Raw genomic sequence first — 11,523 nt, 5'->3', positions numbered from 1 at the left:
CTCTATGCGTTATTCTTGGTCCGTTAGCTGGTTAATTCAGTCAGACTCTGATCTTTCGCTTGCCATAATTGTTGTACCCACTGTTGAAAACTCTGTCTGAACGCTTCGTCATTTTCATAGTCACCATGTCGCAATTCTTCGGGGATTGGTTTTTCTTCCACGAGCACAGTGCAGCGCTTCATCTTGCCTTGAAGAAAATCCCAGAATGTCGGAATGCCATCGGGGTAATGGATGGTGACGTCGATAATCGATTTAAATTGATCACCCATCGCGCTCATAGCAAAGGCCATTCCGCCACTTTTGGGTTTCAGTAGATATTTAAAAGGCGACTGCTGTTTTTCATGTTTGTGCTGGGTAAAGCGGGTGCCCTCAAGATAATTGACCACCGATGTGGGAATTTCTTTAAATTTTTCACAGGCCTGTCGGGTTGTCTCAAGGTCTTTACCACGCATCTCCGGGTGTTTTTCCAAATACGCTTTGCTGTAACGTTTCATAAATGGGAAATCCAGAGCCCACCATGCAGCTCCCATAATGGGTACCTTAATAAGCTCCTGTTTCAGAAAGAACTTGAGGAACGGCGCGCGGCCTTTTAGGGTATGTTGCAACAACAGAATGTCTACCCATGATTGGTGGTTGCTCACTACAAAATACCAACCGTGTTTGTCCAGGCCCTCGGGGAGTCGGATATCCCAGTCCATTTTTTGCGTCAGGCGCATCCAGCCGCTATTGCAATACACCCAGCAAATGGCGACGCCCGTCATCATTCGACTGATCACTTTGCGAATGGCAGAAACCCGGATGACTTTGCTCAATAACAATAACGCCATGAGCAGGGTTACCCAGAATAAAACGTTGATTAGCAATAACGTACTGGCAATGATGCCGGTTACAAGCGGTTGCATAACGCTGATTGTCCTTTCTTTATTGTTCTGTTTTTGTCTTTCTTTGCTGAGCCTGAATCGCGGTAAGCGCGATGGTGTAAACAATGTCTTCCACCAGAGCACCCCGTGATAAATCATTCACCGGCTTCGCCAAGCCCTGCAACATAGGCCCAATACTGATGACGTTGGCGCTGCGCTGCACAGCTTTGTAAGTTGTATTGCCGGTATTCAGATCGGGGAAGATTAACACAGTGGCCTGACCGGCTACAGCGCTGTCCGGCGCTTTCGATTTTGCCACGGATTTGGTTGTTGCTGCATCATATTGCAATGGACCATCAACCGTCAGTTGTGGTTGTGTCTGACGCACCAGTTCAGTTGCCTGGCGCACTTTTTCAACATCAGCACCGCTGCCGGACTGACCCGTGGAGTAGCTGAGCATCGCCACTTTTGGTGATATACCCATTGCTGTGGCCGATGCTGCACTTTGAATAGCAATGTCAGCCAGCTCGTGAGCGTTCGGATCGGGATTAACGGCACAATCGCCATACACCAGCACCTGATCTGGTAAGCCCATAAAGAATACGGAGGACACCAGTTTGGCACCCGGTGCTGTTTTAATCAGCTGCAGTGCGGGTCTGATGGTATTGGCGGTGGTGTGAACGGCACCACTGACCAGACCGTCTACATCGTCTTGTGCCAGCATCATGGTTCCCAACACCACTGTGTCTTCGAGCTGAGCGAGTGCCATCGGTTCCGTGAGCTGTTTGTGCTTTCTCAGTTCCACCATATGGGGCACGTAGTGCTCGCGAACATCGGAAGGATCGATGATTTGCAAGTCCTCAGGCAATTCAATTTCATGAGCGTGAGCAACCTGCTCAACTTTTTCGCGTTCAGCCAACAACACACAATCCGCTATGCCGCGACGTTGGCATATAGCTGCCGCCTGCACAGTCCTCGGTTCGTCACCCTCCGGTAACACGATGCGCTGTTTATCAGAACAGGCTTTGGCAACGATCTGGTAACGAAATGCCGCTGGCGATAGCCGACTTGGGTGAGGTGTACCGAGACGATCGAGCAGTAAGTCGCTGTTGAGATGATTGGTGACAGATTCCATGATCCGCTGAACTCTATCAACATCATCAATAGGAACGTGTGTGTCCATGCGGGACAATTGTTCAGCGGTTGTGAAAGTATCCAGTTCGGATTGTAAAATCGGTATGCCGGTTTTCAGAGCGTTTTGGCACAAGTCAATAATGCCCTGACTCGGCACCAAACCACTGGTCAGCAACAAGCCGGCTAACGGAGTACCATTGGTTGCGGCCATCGCGGCTGCAACGATAACGTCATCACGATCGCCCGGAGTTACCAGCAGGGTACCCGGTCGCAAAGTCTCAACCATATTGGGCAGGGTGCGAGCACAAAGCGCGGTACGTAATACGCGGCGTTTATCAAGGTCACCTTCGCTCAAAACTTTTGCTTTTAACGTACGGGCAATATCCAGCATGCGGGGACTCAGTAACTCAGCCTGCCATGGAATAACGCCTACAACCGGGCACCGCTCGGTACCCAGCTGCCAGCATTCCTCTTCACTGCACAGCGGGTGGGTGGTTACCTGAGTGGCAGTTTCAGCAGAGGGAATGCCAGACTGTAACGGAGCGCTACCAACTTTATTGATGATAGAACCCAATAGGTTTGCTTTATTACCGCCGTATATTCCGTATTGCAGTTTCAGATCCGAACTAATTTTGGCCGCGCTGCGGTCCTGGCCATTGGCAACCAACAGTACGTCAGCATTTAATGCTTTGGCCATCTCTGCGTTTAATTTGGCGGTATAGGGCTCCGACCGGTCCGGTGCCAATCCTTCTATCAGTACAACATCGCAGTCCTGAGCCACTTGATCATGCAGGGCAACAACGTCTTCCAGAACACGATCCAACAAGCCGTCACTGATGCGTTGTTGCACCAGATTCAGTTGCATCGGGTCTGGGGTTTGCAGGTGTAAAACAGTGCGAACCAGGTGAGTGGAACGCTCGCTGGAGGCATACGATGGCGCCACTGGTTTCACAAACCCCACTTTCAGGCCTCGCGCATCAAGGGCACGGATAAGGCCCAAGCTGATGGTAGTGAGGCCGCTTTCCAGGCCGGTTGGCGCTATTACAACATTAATCATGGTTCACCAGTTGGTAAGTGTCCTGAGCAATCATTCGTTCTTCATCGGTGGCAACCACCATCGCTAATGGTGATCCTGATACGGTAATTCTGCCTGCCTGATCACCATTGGCATTGTTTAAATCGTGATCGAGTCTGAAAGCGGCCGAGCGCCAGGCTGACAGAATGCGCTGGCGAACAACGTTGGCGTGTTCGCCGATGCCTCCAGTGAATACCATCGCATCAATACTTGGCAGTGAGGCGGCTAATCCAGCCAGCTGACGGGCAGCTCGGAAACAAAATACATCCACTGCGCGTTTAGCGTTGTGGTCTCCATCTGCTTCGGCTTGCAACAAGGTACGCATATCATTACTCAGGCCTGATAAACCTTTCAGGCCACTGTTGCGGTTGAGATCGCTGCTGACCTGTTCCAGTGTCTTTCCCTGATGATGCACCATGTAATCGATCATGCCGGGGTCGATATCGCCACTGCGCGAACCCATCACTAAGCCTTCCAGCGGCGTCAGCCCCATGGTGGTATCGACTGAACGCCCATTAGCAACAGCGCAAGCACTGCAGCCGTTCCCCAGGTGGGCAATGATCATATTTAGTTGGTTGGGGTCGCGATTTAACAGGCGAGCCGCCTCGGCACTGACATAGCGATAGCTGGTTCCGTGGAAGCCGTATCGTCGAACGCCGGCATTCTGGTACCAATCATAGGGCACCGCGTACAGATAGGCTTGTTCATCCATGGTCTGATGAAACGCAGTATCAAATACTGCAATATTGGGTAATTCCGGACGTAATTGCTGACACAGCTCGATACCTAACAAGTTCACTGGATTGTGCAGTGGCGCCAGATCCGATACCCGATGTAATTGGGCAATCGTGTCGGCGTCTAATAGCGTGCTCTCGCTGAACGTTTCACCACCGTGCACCACACGATGACCAATCCCCACCAGATGCTGAAGCTGGTTTTTGCACGTGTCTAAAAACGTAGATAGTGCCTCTTGGTGGGCACTGCCAGCGGGCAGCGAAATATGTTCGTTGATATCGCCTTTAATGGAGACAAGCGGTGATTGCTCGCCCAGCCTTTCTGCAAGGGCCTTGATGCTGGGTTGGCTTGCATTGGCATTTGGATAAAGGGCAAATTTAATTGAAGAACTACCACAATTAATGACGAGTACGGACTGATCCACTGATGGTCCCCAGATAAAACGTTGGCTGAAATTTCTTAATAGCAGAAGACTACTGATTTCCGGTTTTTGCAGCTATCGCTGCTCGAACCAAAACCGGGCTTAATGTAACAGCCTCAAGTCTGGTGGTAAATCAACACTGCCGTGTTCTCCCAGGTAAATATTTTACGGCATAAAATGCGAGGAGAGTGAATCATCACGGATGGTTGCCGGCTTCGCGCAGATTGATTTCCAGTCGCTGTAATATGGTATAGGCGCCGCGGCTGGCCGCCTCTGGAATCTTTCCCATTGAAAACTTAATTGCGTAAACGAAATCGCCATCTTGTTGTTCTGCCCGAATCACAGTCGCAGGCACCGATTGTAAACTGTGATCATCACTGGTCAGTGAGATCAGCAGGTCTTTACCTGTTTTCATTTTTATCGGAGAAACAATCGATACGCCGCCGAGAGAAAAATCCCGCGCAATAGCCTGATGCCTTTTTCCGGCGCGACCGAATAAATTCAGTTTACGTATTTCCAGTTTTAAGGGGGCGGCATCGTAGCGTTTGCGAAAGCGGCGTTCATTGTCAGCCATAAAACATTATCCCTGAGGTTGCTCTTTGTCCTGCGGTTCATCGTACTCGGCAAGCTTATTGTGGCGAATCATGGCACGAATTTCTTTAACGTATTCTTCACCGCGTTCGGAGTATTTTAGTAAACCTGCAGCCAGAGTCATACCGGTGCTATTGTTTTTGTCGTTCAACTCCTGCATTCGTAACTGGCGCAGCTCTGCGTAACTCGGATGACTGTTGAGGTTACGTATATAACTGACAACAGAACCATAGGGGCTATCGAATTTTGCCACCTCATGTGATGCGCCACTATTCCGTGACGTCGGAACCAGGCCGCAACCTTTACTAAAGCACCACTGACCGAACAGATTATTACCCTGTTTAGCGAAGCGAGAGGTACCCCAGGCGGACTCATTTGCCGCTTGTGCCAATACCAGTGATGGCGGAATAATATGCACTTTCTGGCTCAATTCCGTAAATTGCTGCGCCTTGTCACTCGCTTTGACCCGGTACTTCTTCAACAGTGCCTTCAGAGTCTTTTGCTCTGTTTCATCCAGCTCTGCTTTTTTACTCAATATCTCGATGGTGTTTCGTTCAAGCAACACATCTTTATTTGCCTGGGCGATCAGAGGTTTCAGAAAGCCAAAAAATGCGCGCTTTTTCTCTTTTACATCCTGAAAAGCAGCAAAGTCCGGTAGCTGCGGATTGGTGTGTGCAGTTGTTTTTGTTTCAGACTGAGGTGCGTTATCACACGCGGTTGAGGCCAGAAGTAACGACAATAGCGTCATTTTAATCAGAGACTGTTTCAGCATTTTTAGAATATGAAGTAGAGAGTGTGATCGCAGTATACCGGATTCGTTCATTAACCGCAGAGCTTCACATAGCACCGTTGTTTGATGCGGTTTTGGTGAGGCATTTAAGGGCGTGATAGCTTTGAATGAACGTATGTTTCTTATTAATTTGTTATTGTCTAGGCACTTTGTGTGTATTTTTATTAACAGCGCGCAAGTTTCGTGTATGCTGGCCGATAGCTGCAGAGGAACAGACAAAAAGAAATTCAACTATGTCTCAGCCAATTATTATCATTGCCGATCAGGCCCTGGCCGTTCAGGCTCAACTGGGCGACCTGTTGGCGGCAGAAGCGGACACCGTCAGTGTGATTCGCCAGGAGCAACTGGATTACTGGTTAAGCGAGCCGTCACACACCCCCGATTTATTAATTCTTCAGCGCGACTTCACTGAGGATATGCCAGCGCTGCTGAATCGTTGGCGCAGTCATCCGCAGACCCGTCATTGTGATGTTTTATTAATGGGTGAGGCTGACGAACGTTTTGAGGTCGAGGCTCTTCTTAGCGGTGCGGTCGACTACGTTCGTAAACCTATTAATCCGGTACTGGTATTGGCACGAGTGAAAGCTCAGTTGGGGCGCCGGCTCGAAGTTGCTCGGTTGGAGGCGTTGTCGACAACAGATAGTTTGACGAACATCGCCAACCGACGATATCTCGATCGGTTTCTTGCCGCAGAGTGGGGGCGTGCTCAGCGGGAAGCCGGTAATCTGGGGCTGATCATGATCGATATCGATCATTTCAAACAATACAACGATTTTTACGGGCATCCGGCAGGCGACGATGTATTGACTCGTGTTGCGGCCGCATTAAAAAGTTGTGCCCAGCGACCTCGCGATCTGGTTGCAAGGTACGGCGGCGAGGAGTTTGCCGTGGTGCTGCCGTCGATCCAGCTAGAAGGGTTAGAGGTCGTGGCGAAGCGCTTACAGCAGACAATCAATGACCTGAGGATAGAGCATCATGGCTCTTTGACGGCACCGCATCTTACATTGAGTCAGGGACTGGCCTGGAGTGAACCGAAGGCCGGGGAAGACTGGCATTTGTTGTTAGAGGCGGCGGATGAAGCACTCTACACAGCCAAATCGGCAGGGCGCGACCAATTCAGTGAAACCGTGGATCTGGCGGCTGTTCGTTTGCTGGTACCCGGTTGAGCGGTTGCTCAACTGTGCTGACCAGCCAGGTTAGATGCCATTTGGTTGAGTAGCTTGCGCAGTTTGACAGCGGTGCTGTGTCGATGCGTTATGCTGCTGGAAATTTGCTGAAACTCGATCAGTGTTTGTTGCAGCATCTCTTTGCTGGTTGTGATGACCTCATATTCGTAGTGATGATCCTGGATGCTGACTTTGGCCAACTCCATGTATTCTGCATTCAGAATCTGAATCAGGTTGAACACCTGATCTTTTTCCCGACAGCTGCTGGCTTCCCAATAACAATCCTCAAGCGTTTTCAACAGATCCCAAATCAGTGCGCTGGCTTGGGTGATGGTGATGAGACTCATACTTCCTCCGCGTTAGACAACCCTCCGTTTAAGGATAGCAGAGGGCTGATGGTACGGCTGAGTAATCAGGCCTTACGGCGTATGTATAACTTCTTACGCACCTTGGCGACCAGTTGGTCTTTCTCGTCAACAATGTTGACATCGTATACCGGCAGGAACTTCTCGCCTGAAGCCGTTTTTTGTTTAATCTCCTGCAGCATCTCATCTGTTAACAGAAAGTGAGCAAAGACGCGACCACGACCAGGGCGGACGAAATCGATTTCTGCGCTGGCGTCCCAGACAATGTACTCGCGGCCGAGATTATTCATCAGAAGTAACATGTAAAAGGGGTCGATCATTGAGAATAGGCTGCCGCCAAAATGGGTACCAACATAGTTACGGTTGTACCAGGTCAGGCGCATACTTACACGTGCTTCGCGGAAACCTTTATCGAGGTAGTCGACTTTAACTCCGGCACCCAGGTAAGGACCATAAATATTGATGATGCGACGAATGCCTGAGGCGGACGTTAGCCAGTCTTTGAATTTGTTAAACATACGTATTTCTGCGGTTACTGAATCGATTAAGTAAAAAAAAGCGCATCCCGGAACCGGGAAGCGCTTTGTATCAGATTTACAATCAGCTGTTAACTGTTTGGCTGAATTTCAGCCTTCAGTTTTAACAAAGTGTCGCAGATAGCGTTGGTTCATATCGTCTTTGCCCAGCAGAATCAGGGCGTCACAAACGTTGAAGTCTTTATCCAGAAATGGCTCGCCACAAACCTTAACGCCAATGCGTAAGTAGGCTTTTAACAATGGTGGTACCAGACTTTTACCATCCAGATCAACGCGCGTACTTGGCATCTGAATTTTTGGCTCTGCGCGCATATCTTCAGTGGTGAAGTGTTTTTCTCGCAGGTAGTCAATAACAGCGATGGCTTTAGAGTAGCCGTCTGCCAGTGAGATGCTGGCGCAGCCCATCAGGTAATCCATGTTATTGGCCGACATGTACTGAGCGATCCCCCCCCACAGTAAGCCGATTACTGCGCCGCTGCGATAGTCCGGAGCAACACAGGTACGACCAATTTCCATGTAACGTTTACCGGGCTTGATAATGTTCTTCAGATCGAATTCCGTTGCGGAATAAAAGCCACCGGTCTTTTCAGCCATCTCGTTGGTTAATATGCGACTGTAACCAACCACGCAGTTGTTATGGACGTCCTTTACGATCAGATGATGAACGGCATCGTCGAACGAATCTTTGTCGATTCCTTCTCCTGCGGTTGGCAGGTTGGCCCCCATGCCTTCTGCAAAAACACGATAACGAAGCTGCAGGGCCTGGCGGATTTCAGCCGGATCGGTAGTGATTCGGGCAACCAGTGGCGACTCACCGTGTTGCGCCTGTTGACTGGCGGTGGCTTGTTGCATAATCAGTCTCGTTTGATCATTTTGCGTGACACTAAATCAGGCGTGTGACAGTAGAGTTACAGAAGGGAAGTGACACGGGGGGTTAAAAATTTTGAACCTGAGACCCGACATTTGCTTTGAGCGCGCTATCCTAAGTGACAGGAGGGAGAGATGAAGCCACTGATTATTTTAATTTTATTGCTGAATAGCCTGTATTGTGTCGCTCAGCCATTTATCGGTACCAATCATGCCAGCCAGTTGATAGACGACGCGCTGAAAAGCAAAGATCTGAAATGGTTACCATTTCCAATGCCGTATTCAATTGTCCGCGCAGATAAAGGAAAGGATGCACGGTTTTTATCCGCCTTGTCCGACCATAAGTTACTGATGCGTAAAAAAGAAACACGAATGGCTACGGTCGAGGAGAACGGCAAACGCAAACGCAAGGTGCTTGTAAGCTGGATCTACGATTATCCGGCCTCAGATGGCGAGTCTCTGACGGACGAAGGCTTTTATTACGGTTATGGCCGTCTGAAGAACATTCTGGAATTGTCCAAGCCGTATCTTATTGGTGACTACTACTACGTTGAAGCGTATATCCAATGGTACGTGGATGACATGCAAGAATGGATCAAAGACTCGGCTTTTGACGACGCACGTACGTTACGTCGTTCGCGTGAATCGTTCCTTCGACCGTTCGAGAAACGGGTATTTCTGCAGTATGACGGCAACAGTTGGGCGTTTTGGGAGGGTAAGCCTGGTGAGCTGTAGCCAGACCGATTGTTCCTGAGTCGGTTGCTGAGACAGCTCAGAGCCAGGTTCGTATCCATAACCCGGGTGGTGTGGATACGCCCTGATCCTGGTGAATTACCCGGCCGTTTTGGTCCAACACATAATAGCTCGGGTAGCCTTGAACCCGGAACAGCTCAAGCGTGTTCGCGTCTCCGAGTAATACCTCTCCATCGAAACCCACGTCGTTGGTGAATTCCTCAACTTCCGCGCTTTCTTGCCAATCCTGAGCGATGGCGACCACACGCAGGTTTTTATCAGTCAGCAGATTGAGGCCTGGCATACTAATACGGCACATACTGCACCAGGGGGCAAAAAAGTAGACCAGTGTTTTCTCTTCGGCTGCTGGCCAGCTCAGTTCACCAGTCTCGACACTATTAAGCTGGGGTAAGGACAATTCGGGAATCTGGCTGCCATCGTCGAGTAAATGACTGCCCAGCCAGCTGCTGAGTGCAACAAAGCCGATTATCAGCAGACTCAGTTCTATCAGTCTGCCCAGCCATCTGCCGGTTTTGTCAGATGGCGCTGGAGAAGCGTTGTCTCTCTTGTTTAAGTAGCTCATTGCGTTGCAGATAATGATCGAATGCCATACAGGCGTTACGAACCACTAAACGTCCTCGGTCACTGATACGAATTCCGACATCATCCACCATCACAAGTTCATCGGCCAGCATCGGTTTTAACTCATTAATACTGCTACTGAGGTAGTCCCGGCTGTTGATATCGTATTTTTGATCCAGATCGTCAAATTGGATGTGCAAATGGCAGAGCAGTTCGGTAATCACCTCACGTCGAATTTTATCATCCTGATTTATACGGCGGTATTTTTGTGTGGGTAATTGACCTGCGGCAATAGCGCGTTCATATGCATCAACAGTAACCTGATTTTGCAGATAGTAATCGCCAATCTTGCTGATCGACGACACACCAAAGCCAATCAGATCACAATCACCGTGGGTGGTGTAACCCTGGAAGTTGCGGTGGAGGCTACCTCTGCTCTGCGCTACTGCCAGCTCATCATCCGGCTTAGCGAAGTGGTCCATACCGATGTAGTGGTAGCCAGCGCTGGATAACTTGGCAATGCAATGGCTAAGAATTTCAAGTTTCTGCTGGGCAGATGGCAGGTCATCGGTGTTAATGCGACGCTGCGGCTTGAAGCGCTCCGGAAGGTGGGCGTAGTTAAAGACCGATAAGCGGTCGGGACTGAGGTCTATGATGGTATCGAGCGTACGGTTAAAACTCGTCAGTGTCTGATGAGGTAAGCCGTAGATAAGATCCATGTTGATCGAGCGGAAACCGAGTTTTTGTGCTTCTTGTGTCACGGCGCGAATCATTCCCTCGGGTTGTACCCGGTTGACGGCAATCTGAACGCGTTCTTCCAGATCTTGCACGCCGAAGCTGATGCGGTTAAATCCAAGCTGGCGCAATACCGTTAAGGTTTTTGGCCGCAGTTCCCTGGGGTCAATTTCAATCGAATAATCCGCACCGCTGTCCGGACTGAAATCGAAATGTTGCTTGAGGAAGTTAATCAGTGTCTGTAATTGCTGGTCCGTTAAAAAAGTGGGAGTACCGCCACCAATATGCAATTGCTTAACCCGACGACGATTCCCCAGTAGTGCTTTTTTTGCAAGGATTTCCTGTTTGAGAAGCGCCAGATACGGAGAAGCCTTTTCGCGCCGCTTGGTTACCACCTTATTGCAGCCACAGTAATAACAAATGTGTGCACAGAATGGGATGTGGATGTACAGCGACAAAGGCTTTTCTTGATCTCGCTGAGCAAATGCCTGTTGTTCATGCCAGTCATCAGTGATGGGCAGGAATTCAACGGCGGTTGGGTATGAGGTATACCGTGGACCTGGGCGGTTGTAGCGTTGTATCAACAGCGGATCGCACGTCAAGGGTGAAGTCATAGTCATTTCCTCTATCCGGCTGGGTGGACGGTTTGAAGGGCCTTGGGTTGAATGACAAAGGAGTATGAATGTCTGATTTTTGGCCACCTTGTCCTGCGTCAATAGTGATACGGTTGTGGGGGGGGGATTTCAGACTATTGGTTATTTTTCAAAATTTTACGATCTTTTAGCATTCCCCGTGAAACCCGCTGCAGAGCGGTCTTTAATCCATGCCTTTCCTGTCGTTTACTAAACTTTGAATCAATTTGGCCGATAAGAAACTTGCTTTTGATAAAAATCGGTCGTTCTATGGCCGTATGTAAAGATAATTAAAATATTGT

12 protein-coding genes are annotated in these 11,523 nt (G+C 49.5%); 2 read left to right on the top strand and 10 right to left on the bottom strand.

The genetic code is table 11. The features are described 5' to 3' along the window. Window positions 1-23: 23 nt before the first annotated feature. From MK185_07015 to MK185_06995, 5 genes are all read right to left on the bottom strand, one after another. The gene (locus MK185_07015; protein MCH2040367.1) at window positions 24-902 is read right to left on the bottom strand and encodes an acyltransferase; all 879 of its coding nucleotides are present in this window, start codon (window positions 900-902) and stop codon (window positions 24-26) included. A gap of 19 nt (window positions 903-921) precedes the next feature. Continuing rightward, window positions 922-3,051: a phosphate acetyltransferase gene (gene pta / locus MK185_07010; protein ID MCH2040366.1), complete on the bottom strand. Its 2,130-nt coding sequence runs from the start codon at window positions 3,049-3,051 to the stop codon at window positions 922-924. Then, window positions 3,044-4,228 (bottom strand): acetate kinase, encoded by a 1,185-nt coding sequence (locus MK185_07005; protein ID MCH2040365.1) that lies wholly within the window; start codon window positions 4,226-4,228, stop codon window positions 3,044-3,046. Before MK185_07005 ends, pta begins: the two co-directional genes overlap by 8 nt. Window positions 4,229-4,421: 193 nt before the next feature. After that, window positions 4,422-4,799: a PilZ domain-containing protein gene (locus tag MK185_07000; protein MCH2040364.1), complete on the bottom strand. Its 378-nt coding sequence runs from the start codon at window positions 4,797-4,799 to the stop codon at window positions 4,422-4,424. A gap of 6 nt (window positions 4,800-4,805) precedes the next feature. After that, a complete protein-coding gene (locus MK185_06995; GenBank protein MCH2040363.1) occupies window positions 4,806-5,588 on the bottom strand; it encodes a glucosaminidase domain-containing protein in 783 nt (260 codons plus the stop codon). Window positions 5,589-5,839: 251 nt separating this feature from the next. On the opposite strand from MK185_06995, the gene MK185_06990 reads away from it, so the two are divergent. Further along, window positions 5,840-6,772 (top strand): diguanylate cyclase, encoded by a 933-nt coding sequence (locus tag MK185_06990; protein ID MCH2040362.1) that lies wholly within the window; start codon window positions 5,840-5,842, stop codon window positions 6,770-6,772. An 8-nt stretch (window positions 6,773-6,780) separates the two neighbouring features. Here the strand turns inward: MK185_06990 and MK185_06985 are convergent, their stop codons facing one another. From MK185_06985 to MK185_06975, 3 genes are all read right to left on the bottom strand, one after another. Beyond that, complete coding sequence (locus tag MK185_06985; GenBank protein MCH2040361.1) at window positions 6,781-7,119, bottom strand: hypothetical protein; 339 nt, start codon at window positions 7,117-7,119, stop codon at window positions 6,781-6,783. Window positions 7,120-7,184: 65 nt separating this feature from the next. After that, window positions 7,185-7,655 (bottom strand): DUF4442 domain-containing protein, encoded by a 471-nt coding sequence (locus tag MK185_06980; protein MCH2040360.1) that lies wholly within the window; start codon window positions 7,653-7,655, stop codon window positions 7,185-7,187. Window positions 7,656-7,763: 108 nt separating this feature from the next. Then, the gene (locus MK185_06975; protein ID MCH2040359.1) at window positions 7,764-8,525 is read right to left on the bottom strand and encodes a GNAT family N-acetyltransferase; all 762 of its coding nucleotides are present in this window, start codon (window positions 8,523-8,525) and stop codon (window positions 7,764-7,766) included. 150 nt (window positions 8,526-8,675) lie between these two features. Here MK185_06975 and MK185_06970 point away from each other — a divergent pair, with 150 nt between their 5' ends. Beyond that, the gene (locus tag MK185_06970) at window positions 8,676-9,275 is read left to right on the top strand and encodes a hypothetical protein (protein MCH2040358.1); all 600 of its coding nucleotides are present in this window, start codon (window positions 8,676-8,678) and stop codon (window positions 9,273-9,275) included. A gap of 37 nt (window positions 9,276-9,312) precedes the next feature. Here the strand turns inward: MK185_06970 and MK185_06965 are convergent, their stop codons facing one another. Then, the gene (locus MK185_06965) at window positions 9,313-9,855 is read right to left on the bottom strand and encodes a TlpA family protein disulfide reductase (GenBank protein MCH2040357.1); all 543 of its coding nucleotides are present in this window, start codon (window positions 9,853-9,855) and stop codon (window positions 9,313-9,315) included. Beyond that, window positions 9,809-11,203 carry an oxygen-independent coproporphyrinogen III oxidase gene (gene hemN / locus MK185_06960; protein MCH2040356.1) on the bottom strand — a complete coding sequence of 465 codons (1,395 nt, stop codon included), beginning with the start codon at window positions 11,201-11,203 and terminating at the stop codon, window positions 9,809-9,811. Before hemN ends, MK185_06965 begins: the two co-directional genes overlap by 47 nt. Window positions 11,204-11,523: the final 320 nt, after the last annotated feature.

Source organism: Saccharospirillaceae bacterium (genome assembly GCA_022448365.1).
Taxonomy (GTDB): Bacteria; Pseudomonadota; Gammaproteobacteria; order Pseudomonadales; family Oceanobacteraceae; genus Bacterioplanoides.
The sequence above is the reverse complement of the archived record's forward strand: the minus strand, read 5'-3'. Positions and strand labels throughout refer to the sequence as shown.

What these genes read in the sequence shown, in the direction of transcription:
- MK185_07015 (MCH2040367.1), bottom strand. Translation starts at nt 902, where the DNA reads ATGCAACCGCTTGTAACCGGCATCATTGCCAGTACGTTATTGCTAATC.
- pta (MCH2040366.1), bottom strand. Translation starts at nt 3,051, where the DNA reads ATGATTAATGTTGTAATAGCGCCAACCGGCCTGGAAAGCGGCCTCACT.
- MK185_07000 (MCH2040364.1), bottom strand. Translation starts at nt 4,799, where the DNA reads ATGGCTGACAATGAACGCCGCTTTCGCAAACGCTACGATGCCGCCCCC.
- MK185_06995 (MCH2040363.1), bottom strand. Translation starts at nt 5,588, where the DNA reads ATGCTGAAACAGTCTCTGATTAAAATGACGCTATTGTCGTTACTTCTG.
- MK185_06990 (MCH2040362.1), top strand. Translation starts at nt 5,840, where the DNA reads ATGTCTCAGCCAATTATTATCATTGCCGATCAGGCCCTGGCCGTTCAG.
- MK185_06985 (MCH2040361.1), bottom strand. Translation starts at nt 7,119, where the DNA reads ATGAGTCTCATCACCATCACCCAAGCCAGCGCACTGATTTGGGATCTG.
- MK185_06980 (MCH2040360.1), bottom strand. Translation starts at nt 7,655, where the DNA reads ATGTTTAACAAATTCAAAGACTGGCTAACGTCCGCCTCAGGCATTCGT.
- MK185_06975 (MCH2040359.1), bottom strand. Translation starts at nt 8,525, where the DNA reads ATGCAACAAGCCACCGCCAGTCAACAGGCGCAACACGGTGAGTCGCCA.
- MK185_06970 (MCH2040358.1), top strand. Translation starts at nt 8,676, where the DNA reads ATGAAGCCACTGATTATTTTAATTTTATTGCTGAATAGCCTGTATTGT.
- MK185_06965 (MCH2040357.1), bottom strand. Translation starts at nt 9,855, where the DNA reads ATGAGCTACTTAAACAAGAGAGACAACGCTTCTCCAGCGCCATCTGAC.
- hemN (MCH2040356.1), bottom strand. Translation starts at nt 11,203, where the DNA reads ATGACTTCACCCTTGACGTGCGATCCGCTGTTGATACAACGCTACAAC.